25 protein-coding genes, 1 pseudogene and 1 riboswitch are annotated in these 25,769 nt (G+C 64.4%); of the genes and pseudogenes, 10 read left to right on the plus strand and 16 right to left on the minus strand.

The window, feature by feature from the left end:
• The first annotated feature begins 4 nt into the window (after positions 1 to 4).
• Together CKW39_RS01490 and CKW39_RS01495 are read left to right on the plus strand one after the other, a co-directional pair.
• A complete protein-coding gene (locus CKW39_RS01490) occupies positions 5 to 580 on the plus strand; it encodes a TetR/AcrR family transcriptional regulator (protein WP_095796408.1) in 576 nt (191 codons plus the stop codon).
• Positions 581 to 592: 12 nt separating this feature from the next.
• The gene (locus tag CKW39_RS01495; RefSeq protein ID WP_095796409.1) at positions 593 to 1,627 is read left to right on the plus strand and encodes a serine hydrolase; all 1,035 of its coding nucleotides are present in this window, start codon (positions 593 to 595) and stop codon (positions 1,625 to 1,627) included.
• A 99-nt stretch (positions 1,628 to 1,726) separates the two neighbouring features.
• Here CKW39_RS01495 and CKW39_RS01500 read toward each other — a convergent pair whose 3' ends face one another.
• Entirely contained in the window at positions 1,727 to 3,562 is a 1,836-nt protein-coding gene (locus CKW39_RS01500) for a BCCT family transporter (protein WP_095796410.1), read from the minus strand.
• Between the two features lie 244 nt (positions 3,563 to 3,806).
• On the opposite strand from CKW39_RS01500, the gene CKW39_RS15390 reads away from it, so the two are divergent.
• Both CKW39_RS15390 and CKW39_RS01505 read left to right on the plus strand, forming a co-directional pair.
• A complete protein-coding gene (locus CKW39_RS15390) occupies positions 3,807 to 3,953 on the plus strand; it encodes a hypothetical protein (RefSeq protein ID WP_158222896.1) in 147 nt (48 codons plus the stop codon).
• Between the two features lie 306 nt (positions 3,954 to 4,259).
• On the plus strand, positions 4,260 to 4,460 hold the full coding sequence (locus CKW39_RS01505; RefSeq protein ID WP_095796411.1) for a DUF3073 domain-containing protein: 201 nt from the start codon (positions 4,260 to 4,262) through the stop codon (positions 4,458 to 4,460).
• Positions 4,461 to 4,638: 178 nt separating this feature from the next.
• Here the strand turns inward: CKW39_RS01505 and purM are convergent, their stop codons facing one another.
• From purM to CKW39_RS01530, 5 genes are all read right to left on the minus strand, one after another.
• Positions 4,639 to 5,802, minus strand: a complete 1,164-nt coding sequence (gene purM, locus CKW39_RS01510; RefSeq protein ID WP_095796412.1) for a phosphoribosylformylglycinamidine cyclo-ligase — start codon at positions 5,800 to 5,802, stop codon at positions 4,639 to 4,641.
• The gene (gene purF / locus CKW39_RS01515) at positions 5,799 to 7,343 is read right to left on the minus strand and encodes an amidophosphoribosyltransferase (RefSeq protein ID WP_095796413.1); all 1,545 of its coding nucleotides are present in this window, start codon (positions 7,341 to 7,343) and stop codon (positions 5,799 to 5,801) included. The genes purM and purF overlap by 4 nt, the downstream gene beginning before the upstream one ends.
• 12 nt (positions 7,344 to 7,355) lie before the next feature.
• Positions 7,356 to 7,697 (minus strand): hypothetical protein, encoded by a 342-nt coding sequence (locus tag CKW39_RS01520; RefSeq protein ID WP_095796414.1) that lies wholly within the window; start codon positions 7,695 to 7,697, stop codon positions 7,356 to 7,358.
• Positions 7,698 to 7,776: 79 nt separating this feature from the next.
• A complete protein-coding gene (locus CKW39_RS01525; protein ID WP_095796415.1) occupies positions 7,777 to 8,142 on the minus strand; it encodes a sterol carrier family protein in 366 nt (121 codons plus the stop codon).
• A gap of 98 nt (positions 8,143 to 8,240) precedes the next feature.
• Entirely contained in the window at positions 8,241 to 9,242 is a 1,002-nt protein-coding gene (locus tag CKW39_RS01530; RefSeq protein WP_095796416.1) for an asparaginase, read from the minus strand.
• 71 nt (positions 9,243 to 9,313) lie between these two features.
• Here CKW39_RS01530 and purD point away from each other — a divergent pair, with 71 nt between their 5' ends.
• Both purD and CKW39_RS01540 read left to right on the plus strand, forming a co-directional pair.
• Entirely contained in the window at positions 9,314 to 10,609 is a 1,296-nt protein-coding gene (gene purD / locus CKW39_RS01535) for a phosphoribosylamine--glycine ligase (protein ID WP_095796417.1), read from the plus strand.
• Positions 10,606 to 11,577, plus strand: coding sequence for a phosphoribosylaminoimidazolesuccinocarboxamide synthase (locus CKW39_RS01540; protein WP_095796418.1), 972 nt, complete (start codon positions 10,606 to 10,608; stop codon positions 11,575 to 11,577). Before purD ends, CKW39_RS01540 begins: the two co-directional genes overlap by 4 nt.
• Positions 11,578 to 11,709: 132 nt before the next feature.
• Here CKW39_RS01540 and CKW39_RS01545 read toward each other — a convergent pair whose 3' ends face one another.
• From CKW39_RS01545 to CKW39_RS15230, 3 genes are read right to left on the minus strand one after another with little or no spacing between them, the layout of a single operon-like run.
• Positions 11,710 to 12,072 carry an MGMT family protein gene (locus CKW39_RS01545; protein ID WP_095796419.1) on the minus strand — a complete coding sequence of 121 codons (363 nt, stop codon included), beginning with the start codon at positions 12,070 to 12,072 and terminating at the stop codon, positions 11,710 to 11,712.
• Positions 12,065 to 13,231, minus strand: coding sequence for a sensor histidine kinase (locus tag CKW39_RS01550; protein WP_095796642.1), 1,167 nt, complete (start codon positions 13,229 to 13,231; stop codon positions 12,065 to 12,067). The genes CKW39_RS01545 and CKW39_RS01550 overlap by 8 nt, the downstream gene beginning before the upstream one ends.
• A 26-nt stretch (positions 13,232 to 13,257) precedes the next feature.
• Complete coding sequence (locus tag CKW39_RS15230; protein WP_129699595.1) at positions 13,258 to 13,467, minus strand: hypothetical protein; 210 nt, start codon at positions 13,465 to 13,467, stop codon at positions 13,258 to 13,260.
• Between the two features lie 22 nt (positions 13,468 to 13,489).
• Here CKW39_RS15230 and CKW39_RS01555 point away from each other — a divergent pair, with 22 nt between their 5' ends.
• A complete protein-coding gene (locus CKW39_RS01555; RefSeq protein ID WP_254049223.1) occupies positions 13,490 to 14,227 on the plus strand; it encodes a response regulator transcription factor in 738 nt (245 codons plus the stop codon).
• 367 nt (positions 14,228 to 14,594) lie between these two features.
• Here the strand turns inward: CKW39_RS01555 and CKW39_RS01560 are convergent, their stop codons facing one another.
• Together CKW39_RS01560 and CKW39_RS01565 are read right to left on the minus strand one after the other, a co-directional pair.
• Positions 14,595 to 15,317, minus strand: coding sequence for a FadR/GntR family transcriptional regulator (locus CKW39_RS01560; protein WP_095796421.1), 723 nt, complete (start codon positions 15,315 to 15,317; stop codon positions 14,595 to 14,597).
• Between the two features lie 81 nt (positions 15,318 to 15,398).
• Entirely contained in the window at positions 15,399 to 17,069 is a 1,671-nt protein-coding gene (locus CKW39_RS01565) for an L-lactate permease (protein WP_095796422.1), read from the minus strand.
• A 203-nt stretch (positions 17,070 to 17,272) separates the two neighbouring features.
• On the opposite strand from CKW39_RS01565, the gene CKW39_RS01570 reads away from it, so the two are divergent.
• Genes CKW39_RS01570 through CKW39_RS01580 form a run of 3 tightly spaced genes read left to right on the plus strand, consistent with a single transcriptional unit; the run spans position 17,273 to position 20,642 of the window.
• Complete coding sequence (locus CKW39_RS01570) at positions 17,273 to 18,106, plus strand: (Fe-S)-binding protein (RefSeq protein ID WP_095796423.1); 834 nt, start codon at positions 17,273 to 17,275, stop codon at positions 18,104 to 18,106.
• On the plus strand, positions 18,103 to 20,001 hold the full coding sequence (locus CKW39_RS01575; RefSeq protein ID WP_095796424.1) for a LutB/LldF family L-lactate oxidation iron-sulfur protein: 1,899 nt from the start codon (positions 18,103 to 18,105) through the stop codon (positions 19,999 to 20,001). Before CKW39_RS01570 ends, CKW39_RS01575 begins: the two co-directional genes overlap by 4 nt.
• Entirely contained in the window at positions 19,998 to 20,642 is a 645-nt protein-coding gene (locus CKW39_RS01580; protein ID WP_095796425.1) for an LUD domain-containing protein, read from the plus strand. The genes CKW39_RS01575 and CKW39_RS01580 overlap by 4 nt, the downstream gene beginning before the upstream one ends.
• Positions 20,643 to 20,834: 192 nt before the next feature.
• Here CKW39_RS01580 and CKW39_RS01585 read toward each other — a convergent pair whose 3' ends face one another.
• The 5 genes and pseudogenes from CKW39_RS01585 to thiO form a co-directional block, all read right to left on the minus strand.
• Positions 20,835 to 21,635 carry an SDR family oxidoreductase gene (locus tag CKW39_RS01585; protein WP_095796426.1) on the minus strand — a complete coding sequence of 267 codons (801 nt, stop codon included), beginning with the start codon at positions 21,633 to 21,635 and terminating at the stop codon, positions 20,835 to 20,837.
• A 186-nt stretch (positions 21,636 to 21,821) separates the two neighbouring features.
• Entirely contained in the window at positions 21,822 to 23,018 is a 1,197-nt protein-coding gene (gene moeB / locus CKW39_RS01590) for a molybdopterin-synthase adenylyltransferase MoeB (RefSeq protein ID WP_095796427.1), read from the minus strand.
• A gap of 233 nt (positions 23,019 to 23,251) precedes the next feature.
• A pseudogene (locus tag CKW39_RS01595) lies at positions 23,252 to 24,124 on the minus strand (thiazole synthase); the annotation flags it as partial.
• Position 24,125: 1 nt separating this feature from the next.
• Positions 24,126 to 24,380, minus strand: coding sequence for a sulfur carrier protein ThiS (thiS, locus tag CKW39_RS01600; protein WP_165189176.1), 255 nt, complete (start codon positions 24,378 to 24,380; stop codon positions 24,126 to 24,128).
• 12 nt (positions 24,381 to 24,392) lie between these two features.
• Positions 24,393 to 25,643, minus strand: coding sequence for a glycine oxidase ThiO (gene thiO, locus CKW39_RS01605; protein ID WP_095796643.1), 1,251 nt, complete (start codon positions 25,641 to 25,643; stop codon positions 24,393 to 24,395).
• Positions 25,641 to 25,766: riboswitch (TPP riboswitch) on the minus strand. (Overlaps the previous gene by 3 nt.)
• Between the last annotated feature and the right edge of the window lie 3 nt (positions 25,767 to 25,769).

Here is a 25,769-nt window from a genome sequence, read left to right on the forward strand (position 1 = left end):
GTTGATGATGGTGACGAGAACCCCGGCGCGGACCCGATTGTTGGAGGCGGCGGATCGACAGCTGTTCACGCGTGGCGTTCAGGCGACCCCGGTGGACGATCTTCTGCGCGAGGCGGAGACCTCCGCGGCAACGCTTTACGCGCAGTTCGGAAGCAAAGACGGTCTGCTGGCGGAAGCGCTCGAAGGTCGACTGGCGAATTGGCAGGCCGCCTGGGACGCGCACATTGCCGAAGCTTCTGACGACACGTCTCGTTTGCTGGCGATTTTCGACGCTCTACTCGCATACCGCGAACGTGGCCGCCCATCGGCACGGTGGTGTGCCTTCCTCGCCACGGCATCGGAAATGTCCGAACCGCCGAAACCAGTGCGTTCCATTCTGGAAGCGGACTCGGCATTACTGCGGAAACGACTGCTTCATCTCTCGCGGCCACTGGCCGAAGAGCGAGCGGCGGAATTGGCCGATGCCGTGGAACTCATTTACTCGGGTGTTCTGGCCTCGCTCCTCCGGGATGACCCCGTGGATCCGATAGCTGTTGGCCGTCGCTCGGCAGCGGTGGTAGCCGCTTCCTATGGTTCTTAGAAAGGACCCCGCATGAGCGCTACATCGAGTCTGGCCCGCGTGGACGATTTGCTGCGCTCGCGGAACTCCGTGCATCACGCAGTAGTTCTCCTGGAAAGCGCAGACGGGTCTCGGCGCCACACGGCGACCACCGGTCGGGCGAAACTGGATGGACGATTCATCACCGCGTCCATCAGCAAACTCTTCGTTCACGCCATCACGTACGCGCTCGTGGATCGAGGGATTCTCGAGCTCGACCAGCCAGCCGCTCAGTGGCTCGGTGCTGACACTCTTCGCGTTGTGCATGTCATCAGTGGGCGCGACTATGGCGACGAGATCACACTGCGCCATCTCGTGACGCACACCTCCGGCCTTCCCAACCTGGAAACGGCCGGAGTCAACGGGGCACCGTCCCTTGAGCAGCAGGTCTTGCGGAGGGACCGTGAGGTGCCCCTTTCGGAGGTCTTGGACCTCCACCGCCACGTGGCCGCCAAATTTCCGCCCGGCGCGGGTCGCAGGGCGCAGTATTCGGACACCAACGCCGACCTGCTGGCGTTGATCCTCGAACGCACCACGGACACGCCCTACGAGCAGTTGATCAGGGACTACGTCCTGGAACCATTGGGCCTTGGTCGCACGGGCCTCGTTCACACTAATACGACCGATACAGCCCCGGTCTTCCGACGACGCCGCCCCGTCACCTTCCATCGCTATATCTCGTCCCAGCGTGGTTCCGGAGGAATCGCGGCATCAGCGTCGGACCTCATGAAGTTTTTGCGCGCTTTCACGGAGGGCGAGCTGTTCTCCCCGGAGCACCTGTCGAACCCTGATTGGCGACGGACCCAGTACGGGCCGCTGCAATACGGCCCGGGCGTGATGCGATTGCAGCTCCCACGATTGATGTCGCCGTTCTTGCCCGCCCCGGAGATCATCGGGCACTCGGGGTCGACGGGCAGTTTCGCGTTCTACTGCCCGCCCTATGCGACCTACATCGTGGGTACCGTCAACCAGATGTCTGGTATCCCGTTCGAATACGTCTACCGGTACCTCAACGCGTTCGCGCGGTAGGTGGCGCGAGCGGCGTCGTCGGTGGGGGGGAGGAAAGCACACAGCGCCGGCGACCTTCCCGAATAGGGGCGGCCGACGGCGCTGTGCAGTGCGAGGACGCTACTTGGCTGGTTCGTCCTCCACGTACTTGTCCTCGCGGTAGTCGTAATCAATCGGACGATCGTCTTCGTCGGTGCGCTGATACCAGGCGCTGATGCGCTCCGAGGTGGAATCAACGTCGTGACCGGCTGCAGACGGGCCCTTCTCGTGGCGGATCTCGATGGCGAAATCGTCACCGTGCTGGTCCATACCCTGGCGCACGGCGTTGTCCAACGCCTTGCGGGCGTAACGGTGTCGCAGGCTCATGGGGTCGGTGCTCAAATCCCGCAGGAACGCGGGGATCAGGGCGAGCAGGATGATCGCGAACGGTAGCGCCGCCACGGTGACCAAGTCTTGGAGCCCCTGCAGCGCATCCGAACCGCCCACCAGCAGCATCACGGAGGACACACCGGCCAACGCGAGGCCCCAGAAGATGGTGATCTTCTTGTCCGGGTGCGGCTTCCCCTGCTGGGACATGGACGCCATTACCAGAGTTGCGGAGTCTGCGGAGGTGATGAAGAAGACGGCCAGCAGGATAATGATCGCGATGGGCGTGATCTGGCTGAGGGGCAGCGCGTCCAGCATGAGGAAGAGCATTGCCTCGGGGGATGCAGCGCTGGCGATGTCCGCGCCGGAACGCTGCAACCAGATGGCGGTGCCGCCGAAGATGGAGAACGCGAGCACGCAGATCAGGGTGGGTGCCAGAAGCACCACGGTCACGTACTGGCGCAGGGTGCGACCGCGCGAAATGCGGGCCACGAAGACACCCACGAAGGGCGCCCAGGAAACCCACCAGGCCCAGTAGAACAGGGTCCAGTAGCGCATGAACTCTTCGGCTTCGGGACCCCACGACGCGGACATGGAGATCATCTGGAACATCTCGCCGAAGTAGGTTCCGACCACGGAGGGGATGAAGTTCAGCAGAAACACGGTGGGGCCGGCCACGAACAGGAAGAACGCGACGATGGCCGCCAGGACCATGTTGAAGTTGGAGAGGCGACGAATGCCCTTGGCCACTCCGGACACGGCGGAGATCAAGAACACGCAGGTCAGTGCGGCAATGATGCCGATCAGCAGGCCGTTGCCCACCTCGCTCATGCCGGTGATGATCTGCAGACCACTACCGATTTGCAGGGTGCCCAGGCCCAAGGAAGCGGAGGTCGCGAACAGGATGCCGATGATCGCGAAGGTGTCGATCAGTCGACCGCCCACGGTTAGGTGCGCACGCTGACCGAAGATGGCGGACATCAGCAACGGCCGACCGCGGCGGTAGGCCGCGTACCCCACGGCCGCGCCCACCAACGCGTAAATGGCCCACGCCTGCAGGCCCCAGTGGAAGATGGTCTGCGCCATGGCCGAGTGCATCGCCTGGTACGTTTCGGCTTCCGCACGACCCGGCGGAGGAGTCATGTAATAGGTGATCGGCTCGTACACGCCGAAGAAGATCAGACCCACACCCATGCCCGCGGCAAAGAGCATCGCGATCCACGAACCCATGGAATAGGCGGGAGCTTCGCCGTCCTTGCCGAGGGGAATCCTGCCGTATCGGGAGAAACCCACGTAGAGCAGGAACAGCAGTACGACCGCGGCCAGCAGTGTGAAGACCCAGCCGCCGTACGTTACGACGCCGGTCAGGGCTGCGGAAGCGACCTGGGTGAGGGTTTCGGTGGACACCGCTCCCCACACCACGAATCCCACGATCAGCGCACCGGCCACACCGAACGTGATCTTGTCGGTGCGGTAGCGGACGCGCTGTTCTTCCACGGAGACACCGGGGATCAAGCCCGGGTGTGTGTCGTGGGGGTAACTGGCGGGGGGATCGTCGGACCCGGATACCGGGCGGGACGAGGAGCTCATAACGGAACCTGCGTTCTGAACTGAAAGGCGACGGATGTAACCGCCCGGACCCCAAGACCTTACAGGGTTCTACGAGCACGCCAGCGACTTGTTCAAGTGCGGCAGAGACATGAAGGTGTCCACCGAAAAGGCACTAACCGACGAGTAGGCACTGTCCATAAGCTCATGAGGGGCTGGAAACGACCCGGGGAGTGGGCAATTTCACGTTCAATGGGGAACCAACATGACAATTCAATATCGATCCATGATCCGTTCGACGTTGGCTTTCGCCGCAGCGTCGTTCATGATCGTCAACGCCATGCCGGCCGCGGCCGCAGAAACTGAAGAGGACTCGTTCTCGTTCGCGACGCTGGGTATGTGCGACCAAGAACCTGTGCGTAACCTGTACTGAATCACCATGAATGGTGACACCAGCGCGAATAATTACCTGAAATTCACCGTAAACCCGCACGTTCCGGCGGGTGGGTCAACCACCGGGTCCAGCTCAGGCGAAGTGGTCAATTACGAGCGGGTTCGCTTCGACCGAGGTCATGTAGAGGGTTTCTCCCAATGTGAGTGACCCCTCGTCAGCAAGGGCGGGTAAAAGCATGTAACCTGGACCTACGAAAAACTGACAAGATACTCCGGGGCCGTACTGTGTGCGCAGTGCGTTGAACAGTGCCGCCCATCGGACACGAGACGCAGAGGGGGTCACGCCATGGGGCGCGGCCGTCAAAAGGCGAAGGCGACACGGCAGGCGCGGGAGATGAAGTACTTCAGCCCGCAAACCGACTACTCGGCGCTGCAGCGCGAGCTGCGGTCCAACAAACCGTCCACCCGAGCCGTAGACCACGAGGATCGTCATGAGGAAGAAGATGATTACTCGGCCTACGCGGAGAAGTACTCCGACTACGACTGACCTGGTTCACGCGGAAACCCACTGAGGCCCGCACGACCGGCAGTGCAGCGCATGCGTCACGCGAACGTGGAGCACCACGTTTCGGGTCCAAGGACGTTGTAGTTCACAAGGAACCGCCCCACACCACGAGTGGTTGGGGCGGTTCCTTGTGCGCTTTTCTTCCCGCTCCGCGAATGACTCAGTGGGCGTACTTGCCCGTCATGAGCACCCCGCCGCCGTTCACGCCCTTGGCGCCTTGGACCCAGTCCAACCCGGCGTCCTTGGCGGACGGATCCACGGGGCCCACATGACCCATGATCCAAGAGCTCACGCCGCGCTTGTTGAGGTGCTCCACCGCGGCATCTGCGACTGAGGGGTCAACGATTGCGACCATGCCCACACCCAGGTTGAGGGTGCGTTCCAGATCGGGCTGGGGAACGTTGCCCAGCTGACCGACCAGCTGGAAGATGGCGGGCAACTCCCAGGTGGAACGATCCACGGTGGCCTGCAATCCTGCGGGCAGCACGCGTGCCAGGTTGGCTGCCAAACCGCCACCGGTCACGTGCGAGAAACCGCGCACGCCGTGGCCCGTCTGCCCGTCTTCTCCGTTGACGGGGAAGGCCCGAGCCAGGTCCAGGACATCGGCCGCGTACACGCGCGTGGGCTCAAGCAGTTCTTCGCCCAGGGTGCGTCCGAGTTCCGAGACCTGACGATCCAGCTGCCAGCCGGCCACATTGATCACCCGGCGCACCAGGGAGTAGCCATTGGAGTGAATGCCGGAGGATGCCATGCCGATGATCACGTCACCGGACTGCACGCGGTCCGGGCCGAGCAGCTCGTCGGCCTCGATGATGCCGGTGGCCGCTCCCGCGACGTCGTACTCGTCCGGGGCCAGCAGGCCCGGGTGCTCGGCAGTCTCGCCACCGACCAAGGAGGTTTCGGCGGCGTCGCAGGCCGCGGCAATGCCACGCACGATGTCCGCGATGCGCTCTGGAACCACCTTGCCGGTGGCGATGTAATCGGTCATGAACAACGGCTTGGCGCCCACCACCACGATGTCGTCCACGACCATGCCCACCAGGTCCCAGCCAATGGTGTCGTGGATGTCCAGGCTCTGGGCGATGGCCACCTTGGTGCCCACACCGTCCGTGGAGGTCGCCAGGTAGGGCTTGCGGTACTTGGTGAGTTCCGAGACATCGTAGAGACCGGCGAATCCGCCCACCCCACCGACCACGTTGGTCGAGTGAGTGGCCTTGACCGCGGACTTCATGAGTTCCACGGCGCGATCACCGGCTTCAACGTCCACTCCGGCGCTCGCGTAGGTCACGGACTGGGCGCTGGCGCCGTCTTGGATGTTGCTCATGCGCTGTTCTCCTGGGTGGCAGGTGTCTGAGGTTCGGTCTCGTTCAGCTCGTGGTGCTTCGCCGACGGCGCTGAGCTGCCCGGCGCTTCAAGCACGGCCTTTCCGAGCTTGTCGGCTTCGGGCAGGGGAGTGGGGTACGTGCCGGAGAAGCATGCGGTGCACAGGATCTCCCGCGGCTGCTTGGTCGCCTCGACCATGCCTTCCTGAGAGATGTACCCCAAGGAATCGGCACCCAGCGAGGCGCGGATGTCTTCCACTGCCAGCCCGTTGGCGATCAGCTCCGCACGCGAAGCGAAGTCGATGCCGTAGAAGCACGGCCACTTGATGGGCGGGGATGAGATCCGAATGTGGATTTCCGCCGCACCGGCTTCGCGCAGCATGCGCACCAGTGCACGCTGGGTGTTGCCGCGCACGATCGAGTCGTCCACGACGATCAGCTTCTTGCCCGCGACGATCGAACGCAGCGGGTTGAGCTTGAGCCGGATGCCCAGTTGTCGGATGGTGTCCGAGGGCTGAATGAACGTGCGTCCGACATATGAGTTCTTGACCAGGCCGTGACCGAACGGAATACCGGCTGCCTCCGCGTAGCCGATGGCCGCGGGGGTTCCGGACTCCGGGGTGGGCATGACCAGATCGGCCTCGACCGCGTGCTCGCGAGCCAATTGGCGGCCCATTTCCACGCGGGATTCGTACACGGAGCGGCCGTTGATGGTGGTGTCCGGGCGGGCCAGGTACACGTACTCGAACACGCAACCCGCGCGCTTGGGTTCGGCGAATTGACGGGTGCGCAGGCCGTTCTCGTCCACGGCAATGAACTCGCCGGGCTCGATCTCGCGAACCAGCGAGGCGCCGACGATGTCCAGGGCGGCGGTCTCGGAAGCGACCACCCAGCCGCGCTCCAATCGACCCAGCACCAGCGGGCGGATGCCCTGGGGGTCGCGAGCGGCGTAGAGCGTGGTCTCGTCCATGAAGGACAAGCAGAAGGAGCCGGTGAGCTTGGGCAGCAGGTGCATGGCGGCGTCCTCGAGCGAATTATGAGGATGCTCCGCCAGCAAGGCCGTGATCAGCGCGGTGTCCGTGGTGTTGCCCTGGGCCATTTCGCCGCGCGACGGGAAACCGGATTTGTCGATGAGCTGGTCGTACAGCTCAGCCGAGTTGGTCAGGTTACCGTTGTGCGCCAACGCCACGGTTCCGTGTGGGGTGGCACCCAGCGTCGGTTGTGCGTTGGCCCAGTGCGATCCACCCGTGGTGGAGTAGCGGCAGTGGCCCACGGCCACGTGCCCCTGAAGGGTGTTCAGGACGGTCTCGTCGAAGACCTGGGAGACGAGCCCCATGTCCTTGTAGACCGAGATACGGTCGCCGCTGGACGTGGCAATGCCCGCGGACTCCTGCCCGCGGTGCTGCAACGCGTAGAGACCGTAATACGCAAGTTTGGCTACGTCCTCGCCGGGGGCCCACACACCGAAAACGCCGCACGCGTCCTGGGGGCCTTTTTCGCCGGGGAAGATGTCATGAGTGAGTTTTCCATCGGATCGAACCACAACAGAAGTGTCTCACGATCCGGGGCGGTCACCACTGTCGTGTACGTCATCAACCTGTGCGGTGACATCGCGGGTGCGCTTGAGCGAAATCTTGTCGATGATCAATGACACGACCGAGCCGAGGCCTGCACCGACCACCAGGCCGATGACCAGGAAGAATCCCATGATGGAGCCGCGAGTGTAGAACTGGGATTCCGGACCCAGCAGCCCGAACAGGACGCCGGCCACGGCACCCAGAATCGCACCGGTGATGAGGAATGCGAGCAGATTGGGAGCGCGTCGAATGGTCATCTTCTCTTCGCGCGAGGGCTCGTCGGATGCGTGTTCGGGGGTGGTGTGGGGCATGGAACTCATGGGTTCCAGGCTATCGCGGGTTCGCCGTGACCGCTCACACCAGCGCTGGCGGGGGACCGGGGGTTTGCTGACAACCCGGTCAGCTGAACAGCGGTAGCCAGTCCGAGAGGTCGGTTCTGGTTCCCGACGCCGCCACGGTCCCGTTCCCCACGGCGCTCGCCCAGTCGAGTTGTCCGGTGGCCAGCCGGAGCCAGGTGAGAGCATCGGTCTCCACCACGTTCGGGGGAGTACCGCGCGTGTGCCGAGGCCCGGCCACGCACTGGGTCACACCGAACGGGGGTACGCGTACTTCCACCGAGTTGCCCTCGGCGCGGGTTGCCAGCTCTTCCAAGCAGTAGCGCACGGCCAACGCCGTGGTCTTACGCGGTGTCGATTCGGGGTCCTGACGCCACTGGGTCAGTGCCAGGGTGCCGTCCGCGGGATTGATCTTGCGACGCACGCTCACGGTGCAGTGCCTCCAGGAATAGGTGCGACATGGCTGGTGCGGAACAGTTCGCGACAGCTCGGGTCAAGACGGCGTGGGACAGAGGATGAGTGTGCGGGTCAGGCGAGCAGGTCCAGAACGGGACGCGCGAGCTTGATGGCCCCCACGGGTTTCCCGGCCCCGGTAATGGGGCGCAGGACCTTGTCCAGGACGCGAGCGACGTCGTCGGAGGAAATGGCACCTACCTGGGCGAGGAGTGTGAGGCCCACCAGCGCATTGGCTCGAGAGGAACCGTCGAGCATCTTGATGGCCACGGACCAGCCGCTACGCGTGCCCAGACCCAGCACACCTTCCGCGCCGAGCTTGGTGATCACGTCGAGTTCCTCCATGATCACGGTGTTGGAGCGGCCGGGGCCTTGAACGTATTCGGGGTAGTCGAGCATGGAGGTCGCGACCGTGGCGGCGCGGGCGTCGGCCTGAATATTACGTGCCGCGCGGCCCAGCGTGGAGTACATGCGAGCCAGGCCGGTAAGCGTGAGGGCGGTAAGCGGTGCACCGCAACCGTCGATGCCCACGTGCTGGACCTGTTCACCGGAGAAGTCCTCGATGGTCTCGACCACGAGCTTCTGCAGCGGGTGCTGCGGATCCAGGTAGCTGTCCAGGGGCCATTCGTTGACCACGCAGGCCCACAAGAAGGCCGCGTGCTTGCCCGAGCAGTTCATGCACATGCGGTTCTTGCCACGCTCGGTGCGGATCAGCCAGGCGCGGGTGTCCTCGTCCTGCGGCCAGTCCTTCGGGCACTGCAGGGAGTCTGGGGTCAGGCCTGCCGCCTTGAGGATGGAACTCACGGCGTCCAGATGGTCGAACGTACCGGTGTGGGAGGCGGCTGCGGTGGCCACCTGATCCCCGCGCAACGGCGCGCCGGCCTTCATGGAGGCGATGGCCTGGAACGGTTTGAGCGTTGAGCGGGGGAAGATCAGTTCGTCCGGGGCGCCCAGTGACAGGGCCACGGAGCCATCGGGTGCCAACACCACGGCCGAGCCGCGATGCCGGGATTCCACGAACCCGCTGCGCTCCACCTCGGCGAGATCGACGGCCTGTTCAGAACTGAATGTGTGCATGAAGTCCAGTATGTCAGCGCGATCATGCGAAACGTTGGAGTAGGTGGACCCAGTGCCGATACGCTGAGCACGTGAAGGTTTTGGTGGTGGGCCCAGGCGGCCGAGAACACGCGATAATCAAGTCCCTGCTGGCAGATCCCAAGGTCAGTGAAGTCCACGCTGCGCCAGGTAACGCCGGGATCGCCCAGGATGTCCCCGTGCACGCCGTCAACGCGCAGGATCCCGAGGCGGTCACCGAGCTGGCTCGCCAACTGCATGCGGATCTCGTGGTCGTGGGCCCCGAGGCGCCACTGGTCGCGGGCGTGGGGGATGCCCTGCGCGCGGCCGGCTTCCCGGTGTTCGGGCCCTCCAAGGATGCCGCGCACATCGAAGGCTCCAAGGCGTTCGCCAAGGAGATCATGTCCGCCGCCAATGTGCCCACCGCGCGTGCCGTGGCCACCTCCGACATGGCCGATGTGCGCGAGGCGCTCACTGAGTTCGGCGCCCCGCACGTGGTCAAGGACGACGGTCTGGCCGCGGGTAAGGGCGTGGTGGTCACGGACGAGCGTGACCGCGCAGAAGCCCATGCCCGCGAGTGCATCGAGGCCGGCGGCGCGGTGGTGATCGAGGAGTTCCTGGACGGCCCTGAGGTCTCCTTGTTCGTCATCACCGACGGTGAGCGCGTGGTTCCGTTGATCCCCGCGCAGGACTTCAAGCGCGTGCGCGACAACGACCAGGGCCCCAATACCGGTGGCATGGGTGCTTACACGCCTCTGGGCTGGCTGCCCGAGGGCTTCACGCACGAGGTCGTCGAGCGCGTGGCTCGGCCCGTGGTCAACGAATTACGACGCCGCGGCGCACCCTTTGTAGGCGTGCTCTACTGCGGCCTGGCGGTCACCAAGCGCGGCGTGCAGGTCATCGAGTTCAACGCGCGTTTCGGAGACCCCGAGACGCAGTCCGTGCTGGCAATGCTCGAATCCCCGCTCGGGGAGCTCATGCTCGACGCCGCGCAGGGTCGCCTTTCCGAGGACCGAGCGCTGCAGTGGAAGCCCGGCGCATCCGTGACCGTGGTGCTTGCCGCCCAGAACTACCCCGGCGCCCCGCGCAAGGGCGACGTCATCACCGGGCTGGAGCAGGTCGGGACCGTGGACGAGACCCACGTGATCCATGCCGGCACCGCCACGAATGACGCAGGAGAGGTTGTTTCCGCAGGTGGCCGCGTGCTGGCCGTGGTGTCCCACGGGGCGGACCTCAACGAAGCGCGTGAGCGTGGTTATCGTGGGATGGAAGTGATCTCCCTCCCCGGCGCGCACTACCGCAGCGACATTGCGCTCGCTGCTGCCGAGGGGCGCATCACCTTCCCGACCACAGCTGAGGAGCAAGCATGAGTGAGCACCCCGCACCGCTCGAGATCCCCGGGTGGAAGCACGCCTATACGGGCAAAGTTCGTGAACTCTACATTCCGGACGAATCCCGCCTGCGCGCTACTGGCGTGGCCATCAACGACAACGCCGAGTATCGCGCCGGATCCGTGCTGGTGGTCGCAAGTGATCGGATTTCCGCTTTCGACCAGGTGCTGCCCACCGAGATCCCGGACAAGGGCATCATCCTGAACCAGTTGTCCCTGTGGTGGTTCGAACAACTCACTGGGATTCCCAATCACATTCTCACGACCGACGTGCACGAGTCCGTGCGTGGTCGCGCGGTGATCTGCAAGAACCTGTCCATGTTCCCGGTCGAGAACATTGTGCGCGGTTATCTGACCGGCTCCGGCCTCAAGGATTACAACGCATCGGGGTCGATCTGCGGCGTGAAGTTGCCCGAGGGCCTGGAAGATGGTGATCGGTTGGAAAACCCCATCTTCACCCCCACCGGCAAGGCGGAACTGGGCGAACACGACGAACCCATCACCTTCCAGGAAATGGCTGATGTGGTGGGCAATGCGGTTGCCGATCGTCTCCGCGAGCTGTCGCTCAACATTTATCTCGAGGCCGAGGAGATCGCACGGGAACGCGGGATCATCGTGGCCGACACCAAGATGGAGTTCGGTCTGGACTCCTACCGCGGTGCCATCACCCTGGGTGACGAGGTTCTGACCCCGGATTCATCCCGGTTCTGGGACGCCGAGACCTACAAGCCGGGTCAGGCCCAGCCCTCGTTCGACAAGCAGTACGTTCGCGACTGGTTGCGCTCCGACGAATCCGGGTGGGACGGCAACGGGCCGGTACCGGAACTTCCCGAAGACGTGGTCGAGAAGACCCGTGCACGATACGTGGAAGCCTATGAACGACTCACCGGGCGCGCTTTCGACCCCAAGGGACCCTTCTACGAAGTCGCGGGCCCCACGGAGTACTGAGCGCGCGGAGTACCAAGCGCGGGACAGCAACGCGGTCCGTGATTTTTGATCTTGACGCCTTGATTCCTGAGTACTTGATTCCTGAGTACCGGGGCTCCTTGGCCGCCCTGACTGGGGTCGGGGCGTTGGATCCTAGCCTGCTGGGACCGCGAAGTCATCCGGTGGATCATCCCAGCGGGCGGCGCTCATCGCCACCTGTACCAAGTGGGCGTCGGTGTCCTTGAGGGGTGTGCCCTCGTTCACGTAGTGCTCGCGGGCTGCGATCTGCAAGTGATCCGGCAGGGAGCCGTCCGCTCGAACGATCCGCCACCAGGCGACGTCGTCCCCGGCGAGACCGCGGGACATGATGCGCGCCGCAAGCCTGGCCGAACTCAGCCCCGCGAGTTCGGCCACATCACCGTAGGACAGGACCGAACCGGGCGGTACCAAGAGGACCACGTTGCGCACTGCTCGTGCGGCGGCGTCTCCGGTGAGCGGGTAGGGCGAATCAGGCATCGCCAAAGGGCATCCGCACGTCCAGAACCCATCGATCGTCCTGGGGGCCGTAGGTGACTTCACCATTGAGCAGCGCAACGCGCTCCTGGATCCCGTGCAGACCGTAACCGGAGGTCATCGGGAACTCACCGTCATCGGACCTGTATGACTGCTGCAGTTCGTTCTCCGTGCGGATCATCACCGAATTGGCATCCGTGGTGAGCGACAGCAGGCATGTCGAGCCCGCAGGGGCGTACTTGATGATGTTGGTGGACGCCTCCTGGAGGATGCGTGCCGCGGTACCGCGTACGGAGGTGGGCAGTTTCTCGAAACCGTCGACGGTGTTCACGGTGACCGAGAATCCGGCTGCTGTGAGACTCGCGCTCAGGGAGTCGACCAAGCTTTCCAGGGAACCGGTCGTCAAACCGGACGAGTTGTCATTGCGGCTCGCAGCGCCCGGGGATTCGCGCAGAATGTGCAGCAGAGTACGCAGTTCCTGCAAGCCAGAGCGGGCCGCGTTCTCCATGGTGGAAATGGTGTCGTGCAGAACTACCGGGTCGTTCTGTCGGTGGGATCCCGCGGCCTGCATGGTCACCAGGGTGAGCTCGTGGGCGACCACGTCGTGGAGGTCACGTGCGAGCTCCAATCGTTCCTGTTCGCGCAACTGCTGGTGAGCGGCCTCGATGCTCCTCAGCCGCGCTTTGTTCTCGCGATGCTGGATCACAAAGAATCGCAACGCCACGCCGATGAGCACACCAGTCACCAGGGGCGTTCCCATGATCCACAGAACGTCCGTGGTGCTCTCCACCACCACGGCCGTGATGGTCCACGCTGCGAGGATCACGCTGTAGATGATGGTCATGACCCGAGGCAACATGCTCACCGTGGCAATGGTGACGATGACCGCGCAAATCAGGGTGAAACCGTAGTTGTGCGTGAACAGTGCGAGAGCCAATGGAACCAGAAGTAGGGCGCTCGCAATTCCCGGGCGCCACGCGATCAGTGCCAATGAGACGTAGCCCAGGATCATCTGAACGGCAATGACAACCATCGTGGCGGGGGCTTGATCCACCGATTCCAGCGCCCGAAGATCGTCGAAGAGCGCGATGGCGGCGAAAAGTACCAGTGTGACTCGAAGCCAGACCGGGAGTGGGCTGGTGCGGTTAAATCCCTCCCGCACTGAGGTGGAACCAGCCGGTGCGGCGATTACCACCCGCCGCAGAGTTGGGGGACGTACCGGCACAGGACGCTACCGGGTCCCTTTTCCGCCGGGCCCTGCTGAGCACTCAAGGTGGGGCCACCCAGGGTGAACAGGAGCGAGCACGCGATCAGAGCTGCTGCGAGGGCTCGTTTGAAACTCGTCAAAGAGCCGGTTTGGTCAGCATGGATGCGGGAAATGGCATGAGGAGAGTTCATGCCATCAGTTTATGATCAGATTATGAGTTTGTGCACCCTTATTTTGGTAGATGACCATCCACTCATGCGTGACGCGTTGCGGAATTTATTCGATGCGGAGCCCGGTTTTCAAGTTTTGGGTGAAGCGTCGGAGGGCGCGGAGGCGGTGCAGAAATGCCTCGAGCTTGACCCGGACGTGGTGCTCATGGACATCAGAATGCCCGGAATGGATGGGATCGAGGCCACTGCTGAGATCGTTCAGCAAGCTCCGCGTTCAAAAGTTTTGGCTCTCACAACCTTTTCTACTCTGGAGTATGTTGTCCCGGCACTGAGAGCGGGTGCCTCCGGATATCTGGTCAAAGACGCCCGACATGAAGAAATTGTTTCGGCGGTGCTGCAAGTTCGCGAGGATGAAATGACGCTGTCGCAGTCTGTGGCGAATTCGTTGGCCAACAATGTTCTCGGTGATGTGCCCGTTCCCTCGGTGCGCAGAAGTCGGAGCGCAACACCCAGTACACCGCCCGCGGCCCCCGCCGCAGCGAGCCAACAATCCTTCGTGCCGGACCTGACCGCACGGGAACTGGAAACCCTGCGCTGGATCGCCAAGGGGCTCAACAACAATGAGATCGCGGACCAGATGAAGGTCTCCCACGGCAGCGTCAAGGCGTACGTGTCCCAGCTGTGCGACAAATTGGGTGCACGGGACCGCGTGCAGGTGTTGATCGCGGGCATCCAGAGCGGTCTGGTCGAGCCCGAACTGACCGAAGATCTGACGCAGTGAAGTCACTCACAGGCTTTTAACAGGTTAGAGGCCTCAACTCTGGCCATTTGGCCATGTTCTCCCGGTGGTGAAGTGCGGCAAAGTAATACATGAACACGACGAAGGAAGTGTTCATCGACTCAGGACCTTGAGTGGACGCGGCGAGTGTACGGTGCCGTAGCACGAAAGCTTGGGTCACGCTGAACTCGCGGCGGGGGTCTTGTACGGCCCTCCCCGGTTAGAGCTCCGGAAGACTTGGATCACCTTGCGTGACGCTCCGAGACTCCCGTCGCGTCAGCACCATGAGAAGTAGAGTGCGGCCCCTCTCGACCAGGAGGGGCCGCACTACTTTTTTCAGATCAGAAATGTGGCGCTGGTCGGTCTGCGATTACTTCTCGGCTCGGGGTACCAGGCTGTAGAACCAGGTGATGTGATCGCGCAGCAAACGGGTCGCTAGTTTCCCATCGCGATCGGTCACTGCCGTGAAGATGTCCCGGTGCTGGGTTTGCAGCGTGGCTCGGATGCTTGGCCAATCCTCAAGGGTCGCTACCGTCTCTTGCACGTAGCCGATGGTTGCTTCGCGCAGCGACACCATGATGGTCTCCAGTACCACGTTGCCGGCCAGCGAGGTCAAGAGCAGGTGGAACTGGGCGTCCAAGGCATGGAACTCGTCATTGGAGATCTCCGGGTCGTCCATGCGGTCCAGAAGATCGCGGGCATGGCTCAGGATGTCGTCCCGGTCAGTGTGATCGTCGTTCTCGCCCGAGGCTGCGTCCCAGGCTGCCTGGGTCTCCAGCAGGAGGCGCGTGGTGACGACGTCCTTGACCGGTAGCGCCCTGGTGGCGATGTGCATGCGCAGTGCCCATCCGAGAGCGGCCGAGGGTTCGGAAATCACCGTGGCACCGGCTTGCGGGCCTGATCCGGTGGCAGAGCGCGCCAGGCCCATGGCGTCGAGGATGCGTATTGCCTCGCGTACGGACGCCCGGGAAATGCTGAAGTGCTCCGCAAGAGCCCGTTCTGCAGGCAGCTTGTCGCCCACCCGGATCTTCCCGTGGCGCAACTGCTCCTCGAGCCAGTTCAACACCACCGTGTAGGCGGGGGTGGCAACCATGCGATCCTCCTGCGGTCGTTGAAAGAAAACCGCCCGCCACCCGTGATGCACGAGTGGCGGGCGGTTTATGCATCGCCAAGTCTATGCGGCGGGAAGCATCCAAGCGAGCACGTTGGACTGCAGGAACACCAAACCGCACAGCACGATCAGCATGCCGATGGACCAGGGGATCACCGAACGGAAGATCTTGGACTCCTGCCCCTGCATGCTCACTGCGGTCGCGGCAATGGCCAGGGACTGCGGCGAGATCATCTTGCCGACCACGCCGCCGGAGGTGTTGGCCGCGGTCATCAGGTAGGGATCCAGTCCGGATTCCAGAGCGGCGGTCTTCTGCAGGTTGGCGAACAGCGCGTTGGCGGAGGTATCCGAACCGGTCACGGCGGTGCCCACCCAACCCAGGACGGGGGAGAAGAATGCGAACGCCGCGCCCAGCCCGGCCACGAACGTACCGATGGAAATGGTCTGGCCGGAGAAGTTCATGACGTAGGCCAGAGCCAACACGGACGCAATGGTCAGGGCGGAGAAGCGCATCTTCCACGCGCTGCGCCCGATCTCCGCAATCGCGTTGCCCACGGTGAGCTTGAAGCGGCCGTGGTGGTTGAACACGGAGTAGATGATGGCGACCAGCAAACCGGAGATCAACAACAGGGTGCCGGGGCTGGAGAGCCACTGGAAGTTGTAGACGGAACCGGAAATGGGTTCACCGGCAGAGTTGAGCAGGTGACCGTGCAGGCCGGGCCACGGGATCTTGATGTCGGTGGCGGCCAGTGCCTGAGGAATATTGACACCCCAGGTCCACAGCTTGGCGATACCGAAGACCACGACCACCAGGATGTAGGGCAGAACAGCCATCCACGCACGCACGGGGGTGAGGCCTTCCACGCTCTGGGGGCGATCAATGCCCAGATCCGCACGGACCTCCTCGGTGCCTTTGGGCTTCCAGAAGCGCATGAGGATCACGGCGGCGGCCAGGCCGGCCAAGGATGCCACGACGTCCGTGAGTTCGTAGGAGAAGTGCGTGGCGCACCACCACTGGGCGATGGCGAACGTACCGCCCACGGCCAGCGCTGCGGGCCAGGCCTGCTTGAGGCCCCGAACGCCGTCGACGATCATGAGCAGGAAGAACGGGACCACGAACGCGAAGAACGGTGCCTGGTGGCCGACCACGGCGCCGATGTGGGCCGGATCCAGGCCGGTGAGCACGCCGGCGGTGGTGATGGGGATGGCGATGGCGCCGAAGGCCACGGGCGCGGTGTTGGCGATCAGTACCACCGTGGCGGTCTTGAGTGGCTTGAGGCCCAACGCCAGGATCATGGTGGCGGTAATTGCCACGGGCGCACCGAAACCGGCGAGGGCTTCCAAGAGGCCGCCGAAGCAGAACGCGATCAGCATAGCCTGGATACGCAGGTCGCCGCCGCCGATGGTGTCGAAGATGGTGCGCAGATCCTCGAAACGTCCGGACAGTACCGTCACCTGGTAGAACCACAGCGCCATGACCACGATCCACACGATGGGGAACAAGCCGTAGACGGCACCCTGAGTGGCGCTCAATGCGGCCAGCTGCGCGGGCATGTTGAACCCGAAGATCGCGACGAGCAGGGCGGCACCCAGAGCGGTGAGGCCGGCAACGTGCGCGCTGGTCTTGAACGCCAGCAGCATCACGAAGAACGTGAGCAAGGGGATGCAGCCCACCAGGGCTGAAAGTCCGACACTGCCACCCACGGCGTCGGTCATGGCGGTAAATGTGGTCACGCTGTCTCCTGTGCGCTCCGGTGGGTCCGTTTGTATGGTCGGACCACAATGGTCAGACCACGAAGCATACATGATGCTCGTCACACCGCACAGTTACTTCCGGAGCGCTTTGCCGGGGTGATCAAGAAGCTTGCTTGTGTGATCACGTTCACTCACCTAGCATGGTCAGACCACAGGAGCCAGAGTTATCGGAGATCAACGTTGTGAGAATCGCACTGTTCGCCACGTGCATCGTGGACGCTATGTATCCCAAGGTGGCGCTGGCCACCGTGCGCGTTCTGGAGCGCCTCGGCCACGAGGTGGTGTTCCCGCAGGGACAGGGTTGCTGCTCGCAGATGCACGTCAACAGCGGCTACTTCGACGACGCGATGCCGGTCATCCGTAATCACGTCAAGGCCTTCACCGAGGTCGAGTTCGACGTCGCCGTGGCGCCTTCCGGCTCGTGCGTCGCCTCGCTGGGACACCAACAGCCGATGGTTGCACGCAAGTGCGGGGATGACCTGCTGGCCGAACAGGCCGCGGATGTTGCCGCCAATACCTATGAACTCTCCGAACTGTTGATCGACGTGCTGGGCGTGACCGATGCCGCCGAGCAGCTCGGTTCGTGGTTCCCGGACACCGTGACCTATCACCCCTCGTGCCACGGCATGCGTTTGCTGGACCTGGGGGATCGACAGAAGGACCTGGTGAAGTCCGTGGGTGGCATCGACTACCGGGAACTCCCGGATGCCGAAGAATGCTGCGGATTCGGCGGCACGTTCTCCTTCAAGAACCCGGACGTCTCCGGAGCCATGGCGGAAGCCAAGCTGCGCAACATCGAGGCCTCGGGCGCGTCCCTGTGCACCGGAGGCGACTCATCCTGCTTGATGCACCTGGGCGGTGCCGCATCCAAGCGCAAGGCGCCCGTGCGCACCGTGCACTTCGTGGAGATTCTGGCCTCCACCAAGGAGAATCCCCTCGTGGTGGAGGGGCCCGTGGAACTGTCCATTCCCGCGCGAGGTGCGCGAGTGGCGTCGAACGCTGGAGGTAACCGATGAGCATCACCGATCTGGGCATGCCCGCGGTGCGTCCCGTGCACGGGCAGGGCAATCTGCACGCACAGGTCGCGTTCCCCAAGGCCGCCAAGGAAGAACTCAAGAACGATCAGATGCGGGCCAACATCCGGCACGCGACGCACACCATCCGCGGCAAGCGCGCCAACGTGGTGGGCGAGGTCCCGGACTGGCAGCAGCTGCGCGATGCGGGGTCCGCGATCAAGGAACGCGTGATGGCCAATCTGCCCGAGCTGCTCGAAGCGTTCGAGCAGAACGTGATCGCCCGCGGCGGCGTGGTGCACTGGGCGCGTGACGCGGATGAGGCCAACCGGATCGTGACCGAGCTCGTGCAAGAGACCGGCACGTCGGACGTCATCAAGGTCAAGTCCATGGCCACGCAGGAAATCGGTCTGGACGCGCACCTCGAGGAACACGGCATCACCGCGACCGAGACGGACCTCGCGGAGTTGATCGTGCAGCTGGGTCACGACAAGCCCTCGCACATCCTGGTGCCCGCGATTCACAAGAACCGCGAGGAGATCCGTGAGATCTTCCGCCGCGAAATGCCCGAAACCACGGACGAGCTCACGAGCGAACCGCGGGTTCTCGCTGAGGCCGCGCGGCAGCACCTGCGGGAGAAGTTCCTGGCCACGCGCGTGGCGATCAGCGGTGCGAACTTCGGCATCGCCGATACCGGCACGCTGTCCGTGGTCGAGTCCGAGGGCAACGGTCGCATGTGCCTCACGCTCCCGGACACCCTGATCACGGTCATGGGGATCGAAAAGCTGCTGCCTTCGTACGAGGACCTCGAGGTCTTCTTCCAGCTGCTGCCGCGGTCCTCGACCGGCGAGCGGATGAACCCCTACACCTCGCTGTGGACGGGGGTCACGCCCGGCGACGGGCCGCAGAACTTCCACGTGGTGCTGCTCGACAACGGCCGCTCCGCGGTGCTGTCCGATCCGGATGGTCGTTCCGCGTTGCACTGCATCCGCTGCTCAGCCTGCCTCAATGTATGCCCGGTCTACGAGCACGCCGGCGGTCACGCGTACGGTTCCACGTATCCGGGGCCCATCGGCGCAATCCTGTCGCCGCAGCTCACGGGCATCACTTCCGAGGAGAACGCATCCCTGCCGTACGCGTCTTCGCTGTGCGGCGCCTGCTACCAGGTGTGTCCCGTCAAGATCAATATTCCGGACATTCTGGTGCACCTGCGCGACGAGGACATTCGCACCAAGCACGGCGAACGCACCCAGGACGACGCCGCCCCGGCTCCCGTTTCTCACGACCTCGCCACGGAATCCGCGGACAACTGGCGGTCGGAGAAAGCGCTGACGGGTGATGCGGATTCCGAGCGGACCGATCCTGGCACACGTTCTCGAGGTGCGACCGTGCGCGGAGCAGCGAGTGACGTTGCCGCGTCCGTGCGATCCGCGGGACGCAAGATTTCTAAGTCCGCTCCGGCCAAGAAGGTCCCCACCCAGATGGACGCCATGATGAAGGGGGCCTCGTTCGTGATGTCCTCGGGTAAGCGCATGTCCCTGGCAGAAAAGGGTCTGCCGCTGGGCCGTGTGGTCGCCGGACGCGATCACGCCATCGGTTGGCTCCCCGGCATGGTGGGTGGTTGGACGCAGCAGCGAGACATCCCCGAACCGCCCAAGCAGTCCTTCCGCAACTGGTGGAAGAAACACGAGGGTGAGACCGAACAGCGACTGGCCCAGGACGGCGTCGTCGCTTTTGCTTCGAGCGAGGAATCTGCGGACGGGCCCGCGACCACGCGACGGACGGAGCAGGACGATGCTGTACCGGCGATCCCGCCGGAGAACTCTGCAAAACAGCCCACCGCCGAGCCGGACCAGCTCGGCAACGGCACCAACGACCAGGACGGAGCACAGCGATGAGCGCGGACGCCAAAACCGAGATCTTGGCCCGCATCCGCGGCGCGCTGGCCGATCAGCCAGCCGTGGCGGAGACTCCGCGGGAGTATCGGAAGACCTCGGAATTGTCCCGCGAGGAGATCGTGGAGATGCTCGAGGACCGGTTGCTGGACTACAAGGCCAATGTGTTCCGTGAAACCGCGGAGACCGTGGCGGAGCGGATCGCGACCCAGCTCGGCGCGTCGGCTCGTTACGTGATCCCCGATGTGTTCGATACCGCGTTCCTGCCGGAAGATACCGCTGCTCGCCGTGCGATCGTCGATCCGAACGATGCTCGTAAGGCGTCAGCTCTGGGTGTGCGCGAACTGAACCAGGTGGATGCGGTGGTGACGTCCTCCACGGTGTCCTGTGCGCAGACGGGAACGATCTTCCTGTCCGGCAGGCCCAATGAGGGACGTCGCGCGATCACCCTGGTCCCGGATCACCACATCTGCATCGTGCCGCTGGATTCGATCGTGGAACTGATCCCGGAAGCCATGGCCCGTGTGGAGCCGACCGCTCCCACGACCATGATTTCCGGGCCATCAGCGACTTCGGACATCGAGCTGGAACGAGTGGAGGGCGTCCACGGCCCCCGCACCCTGGATGTGATCCTGCTGGGCTGATGGAGCCGGCGTCCCCGGACCGCTCGGACAGCCTCATGTGAGGCAAGAACAGCCACCCAGCGTGGTGTGAGGGAAGTGCTGAATTCTTGCAAGAATTCAGCACTTCCCTCACCTAAAACTAGGATCCTGCAGTTTCCTCACCTGAGGTTCGGATCTCGCTCCCGCGCAGGACAGTCCGAGCAGCTGCGCGGTTCACCAGGAAGTGTCGCCTCGGGTCAGGGCGTCATAGCCGGAGTCCACGAACAGCACCTGGCCGGTGACCTTGCCCGCCGCGGTCGAGGTCAGGAAGCAAATGGCCGACGCAATGTCCTCGGCACGAGCGGGGCCGTTCAGCGGAGAGGGCATGCCCTGTTCCATCTGCTGGCGACCCTCTTCGGTCGCGAAAAGCTGCTCGGTCATGGGCGTGATGACCACACCGGGAGCCACGGCGTTGAGCGAGATTCCCGCGCCTGCGAACCGTTCGGTGGTGGCGTTGCGGCGGACCCAGCGGGCCACGGCCTGTTTGGAAGAAGAGTAGTTGAGGTAACCGGCCATCCCACCGGCGGCCACCAGCTGCTCGCCAATGGCGGCGGCGGTTTCGCGGTCGCCGTTGAGCATTGCGTCCAAGAGTTCATCATTGGCGGGGTGCAGTGACGCGGCGCTTGCGGTAATGCACACGCGGGGCGCATCGGAGTTGCTCAGCAAGGGAAGCAGCCCATTGACCGTGCCCACCGCACCGAAGAAGTTGATGGCCACATCCAGGGGAGCCTGCAAGGAGGTTCCCGCGTTGGCGATTACTCCGTCCACCACGGAGGTCTGCTGGGATACCTCTTCGACCATCCCGGCGAGGCCCTCCTCGGTGGAGAGGTCCGCGACAACTTCGGTGTTCTTGAGGTCAACGCCGATGACCCGGTGACCTTGGTCGATGAGCTGAGCGGCGGCGGCCTGACCGATTCCGGATCCGGCACCGGTGACCACGTAGACGCGAGGGGCAGCAACTTCAGTGGTGGGCACAATCTCTCCTCAGTGACACGGCCGACCCGGGCGGCGCGGCCGTCAACTTAATGGTGACACGCGTATCTGAAAGCAAGGGCTCGAGGCACCCCGTGTGGGGAAAAGCGGCCCTGCAATCTAAGGTGATGAGGGTGCAGAATCCATGCCGGGAATCGGCATGTGCATCACATGAGACTTCGATGCCCGTCAGTAGCTCGGCAGCGTGGGATCCACGTCTTGGATCCACGCCAAGACTCCGCCGTCCAGGTGTTTGACGGTGTCCTCCCTCAGTGCGTAGTCCGCGCGCAACGCACCGAGTGCCTGAGCGGAGCGCACCCCGGCCTTGCAATGCAGGATCACGTTGCCCTCCACCGAATCCGGTAGCGCGGACACACCTCGGTCCAGGATCTCCTGGAGCCGGACCTGCACGGAGCCCGGGATGGAGACCAGGTCTCGCTCCCAGTCATCGCGCACGTCGATCAGCGTGAAGGACGTTTCACCCAATGAGCGAGAGGTCAGTAACACAGCCAACTCGGAAGCGGTGAGGGTTTCGTGGGAGGCGGGAGAGGCGTCGTCGGCGGTGGGGAGGCCGCAGGCCACGGCGACCTGCGAGAGATCGGTGACCGGCGGACGATCAGGGTCCGGCAGGATGGAGAGCTCGCGCCAGGTCTGGGCTAGAGCGTCATGGATGAGCACGCGACCCACCAGCGGGCGGCCGATGCCGGTGATGAGTTTGAGCGCTTCGGTGACCATGACCGAGCCAATGGTGGCCGGGAGCATGCCGAGTACACCACCCTCCGCGCACGACGGCACCTGACCCGGCGCGGGCGCCTCCGAGAAGAGATCACGGTATACCGGACCGTGGCTGGACCAGAACACCGAGACCTGGCCGTCGAAGCGCAGGATGGAGCCCCACACGACCGGAATCCCCACGAGCTCCGCGGCGTCCGAGACGAGATAGCGCGTACCGAAATTGTCCGCGCCGTCCATGATCAGGTCGTAACCGGAGAAGATGTCCAGGGCGTTGTCGGTGGTCAGGCGCTCGCCGTGCGCGTTGACGGTGACCAGGGGGTTGAGGCGGGTCACCGCGTCCGCGGCGGAATCAACCTTGGGGCGGCCGATGTCCGCCATACCGTGCACTACTTGGCGCTGCAGGTTGGACACGGAGACCACGTCGTCGTCGATCACGCCGATGGTTCCCACACCCGCGGCCGCCAGATACTGCAGGGCCGGGGCACCCAAGCCACCGGCTCCGATGATGAGCACGCGCGCGTTCTTGAGGCGCCGCTGACCCTCGACCCCGAGTTGCGGGAGCGTCAGGTGGCGGGAGTAGCGCTCGAGTTCCTCGTGGTTGAGCTCCGGCGTGGGCTCGACGAGGGGCGGGAACGGGGAAACTGCGGTCATGAAACGTGCGACTCCTAGTGCGAGGGGGCGGACGAAGTGGGAGATGACAACGGCGCGGCTGACGGCGCCAACGGGTCCGCTCGCGAAGCTGACTGCCCGGACGACGGCGCGGCTGACGGTGCCGGCGGGTTCGCCGGTAAAGAGGACTGGTCGGATGAGGGCGCGGGCCAGTCCCCGCGAGGAGCGTTAGCTCCTCCAGCTTCCGCTCCGGCGGACGCGCTATCCGTCCCGATCCGCCCCGCCATCGGCGAGGACGCGACGGCGTGCGTGCGGCGTGCGATCCGGCCTGCGCCGCGCGCCAACCGTCCGGCCTCCACCGCATGGCGCATGGCCTGGGCCATGTTCACGGGATTCTGGGCGCGGGTCACGGCGGAGGCGAGCAGAACCGCGTCGCAACCGAGCTCCATGGCCAACGCCGCCTCGGATGCCGTACCGATGCCAGCATCCAGCACCACGGGAACGCTTGCGCGAGCGGCGATCAGCTCAATATTGTGTGGGTTCAGAATGCCCAGACCCGTGCCGATCGGCGCACCCAGCGGCATGACGGCGGTGGCCCCGGCCTGCTCGAGGTGTAGCGCCAGAACGGGGTCATCGGAGGTGTACGCGAAGACTTTGAAACCGCGCGCCACAAGCTGTTCGGTGGCGTCGAGTAGTTCGAGACCGTCCGGGAGCAGTGTGTCCTCGTCCGCGATGACCTCGAGTTTCACCCAGTCCGTTTCCAGCGCTTCCCGCCCCAGCTCCGCGGTCAGCAACGCGTCCCGTGCCGTGTAACAACCGGCGGTGTTGGGCAGCACCTTGATGTCGTTGCGGTGCAGGATCCCGTAGAGGCTGTCCCGGGGTGTCGACGTCGCTGCGTCACCAACCGAAGAGGCGGTCCCGTTACGAGGTGCTTCAGCACCACCGCTGCGACCAGCGTCGGAACCCAGGCCAGCGCCGGAACCCAGGCCCGACCCGGGCGAGTAACGCCGCACCGCCACCGTGGTCAGCTCCGTCCCCGATGCCAGGAGCGCGCGCTCCAACATCGCCAGGTCGGTGAGGCCGCCGGTACCCATGATGAGCCGCGAACCGAGCGTCACGCCGTCGATGGTCAAGTCGTCGGTGGTCATTTCAGCCTCCCTGCACGGCGGTGACGATCTCCACGGTTTGGTTCGCCTCGAGCAGTGTGTCGGACCACCGCGAACGAGGAACCACGGCGTGATCCAGGGCCACAGCAATGCCCAGTGGCCTGCCGTCAGCCGCGCGGCCCGCGGCGGTGATGTCACGGCCGGTCAGATCCGCAACGGCATCGGCCACGGACAGGCCCTCGGTGAGAGGAACCGGATGTCCGTTGACCTGGATGGTGTCCTGAGGAGCGGTATTCATGTTGTTCACCTGTTACATCTCGGGGTGCGCGGGAGAATGCCGCGCGGGGTCGGTCGAGGTCAAGAAGTCGGAGTCGTGCTCGTGGCTGACGGCCGGGTCCGCGACACCGGTCGCCAGTTCTGCGGCCAACCGGGCGGCCACGGGAGTCAACAGAATTCCGTGCCGGAAATGACCGGTGCTGATCACCAGGCCGGTCACGGAGCACAACCCCATGTACGGCAGATCGTCCGGAGTCCCCGGGCGAGCGCGGGCCAGCATCTCCAGCACATCGCAGTCGTCCACAGCGGGCAGGATGGCGCGTGCGTCCCGCAACAGTTGGTGCACGCCACCGGCCAGTACGGACGCTCGCCCGTCTTCGCGACTCGTGGCGCCCAGCACCAACGTCCGGTCGGCTCGGGGCACCAGGTACACGGCCCGCCCGTGGACCTGCCCGCGAACCGTGCGTGTGATCAAGTGTTCTTCCCCGGGCAGGAGCAGCGAATCGGGCACGCTCAGCCGCAGAATGTCGCCGTACACAGGGCGCAGCCGCAGGGTCAGGCCCGCGGGTAGCTGTCCGGTATCGCTGGTGTTCAGTCCAGTGGCCAGCACGACGACGTCGCTCTCGACCGTCTCGCCTCCCTCCAGGAGCACTCCGGTCACCTGGGGTTCGGTACCGCGGGTTGAGAGAACTCGTTCGACCTTCGCGTGGAACCAACGCGCGGGGCCGGGGTCTGTGGCACCGTTCAGCGTGTCAATGGCCGGTGCGTCCAGGGCTTGGATCAGGGATGCGGCGAGCAGTCGGGGGTCCACCTGATGGTCCGTGGGAACCCTGATGGCACCCGCGACATGCGGTGCGAGAGCGGGCTCTAGTTTCCGGGCCTGACGAGCTGTGATGTTCTCGACCTGCATGCCCGCGGCGCGCTGGTGGGCTGCGAGGTCCTGCAAGGCGTGTGCATCGGCGGAGTCGACTCCCAACACCAGGGTCTCTTCGGTGCGGTAGCCGGTGGGGAGCCCGGAGGCAGCGGAGACCCGCTCGATGAATGCCGGATACTCCACGGCGGAGGCAGCCATGAGGGGGTACAGGCTTTCCTGGCCGTACTGGGTTTCGGCGATCGGGGCGAGCATGCCCGCGGCAGCGTGGGTGGCTCCCGAGGCGGGACGGGGGTCTGCGAGCGTGACTGCTACGCCGCGGCGTCGTAATTCGAAAGCGGTCGCCAGACCAATCAAGCCGGCGCCCGCGACCACTGCGTGCCGTGGCGCACTGTGGTGCTGGACGGGTGGCATGGGTGCCACAACACTCCCTCCGGCGGCATGATCCGCATCAGGTTTCCGGTCGGCGGCTCACGCCCTCTCAGCCCGCTGCGGTGGTTGCCGGGGCAACAGTCGCGGACTCCCGTGGAACTACCGGTC

The organism is Kocuria sp. WRN011, from assembly GCF_002295155.1.
GTDB lineage: Bacteria > Actinomycetota > Actinomycetes > Actinomycetales > Micrococcaceae > Kocuria > Kocuria carniphila.

Coding starts and splice junctions, on each gene's coding strand:
- CKW39_RS01490 (WP_095796408.1), top strand. CDS start 5: ATGATGGTGACGAGAACCCCGGCGCGGACCCGATTGTTGGAGGCGGCG.
- CKW39_RS01495 (WP_095796409.1), top strand. CDS start 593: ATGAGCGCTACATCGAGTCTGGCCCGCGTGGACGATTTGCTGCGCTCG.
- CKW39_RS01500 (WP_095796410.1), bottom strand. CDS start 3,562: ATGAGCTCCTCGTCCCGCCCGGTATCCGGGTCCGACGATCCCCCCGCC.
- CKW39_RS15390 (WP_158222896.1), top strand. CDS start 3,807: ATGATCCGTTCGACGTTGGCTTTCGCCGCAGCGTCGTTCATGATCGTC.
- CKW39_RS01505 (WP_095796411.1), top strand. CDS start 4,260: ATGGGGCGCGGCCGTCAAAAGGCGAAGGCGACACGGCAGGCGCGGGAG.
- purM (WP_095796412.1), bottom strand. CDS start 5,802: ATGAGCAACATCCAAGACGGCGCCAGCGCCCAGTCCGTGACCTACGCG.
- CKW39_RS01520 (WP_095796414.1), bottom strand. CDS start 7,697: ATGAGTTCCATGCCCCACACCACCCCCGAACACGCATCCGACGAGCCC.
- CKW39_RS01530 (WP_095796416.1), bottom strand. CDS start 9,242: ATGCACACATTCAGTTCTGAACAGGCCGTCGATCTCGCCGAGGTGGAG.
- CKW39_RS01540 (WP_095796418.1), top strand. CDS start 10,606: ATGAGTGAGCACCCCGCACCGCTCGAGATCCCCGGGTGGAAGCACGCC.
- CKW39_RS01545 (WP_095796419.1), bottom strand. CDS start 12,072: ATGCCTGATTCGCCCTACCCGCTCACCGGAGACGCCGCCGCACGAGCA.
- CKW39_RS15230 (WP_129699595.1), bottom strand. CDS start 13,467: ATGAACTCTCCTCATGCCATTTCCCGCATCCATGCTGACCAAACCGGC.
- CKW39_RS01555 (WP_254049223.1), top strand. CDS start 13,490: ATGAGTTTGTGCACCCTTATTTTGGTAGATGACCATCCACTCATGCGT.
- CKW39_RS01560 (WP_095796421.1), bottom strand. CDS start 15,317: ATGGTTGCCACCCCCGCCTACACGGTGGTGTTGAACTGGCTCGAGGAG.
- CKW39_RS01575 (WP_095796424.1), top strand. CDS start 18,103: ATGAGCATCACCGATCTGGGCATGCCCGCGGTGCGTCCCGTGCACGGG.
- CKW39_RS01580 (WP_095796425.1), top strand. CDS start 19,998: ATGAGCGCGGACGCCAAAACCGAGATCTTGGCCCGCATCCGCGGCGCG.
- moeB (WP_095796427.1), bottom strand. CDS start 23,018: ATGACCGCAGTTTCCCCGTTCCCGCCCCTCGTCGAGCCCACGCCGGAG.
- thiS (WP_165189176.1), bottom strand. CDS start 24,380: ATGAATACCGCTCCTCAGGACACCATCCAGGTCAACGGACATCCGGTT.
- thiO (WP_095796643.1), bottom strand. CDS start 25,643: ATGCCACCCGTCCAGCACCACAGTGCGCCACGGCACGCAGTGGTCGCG.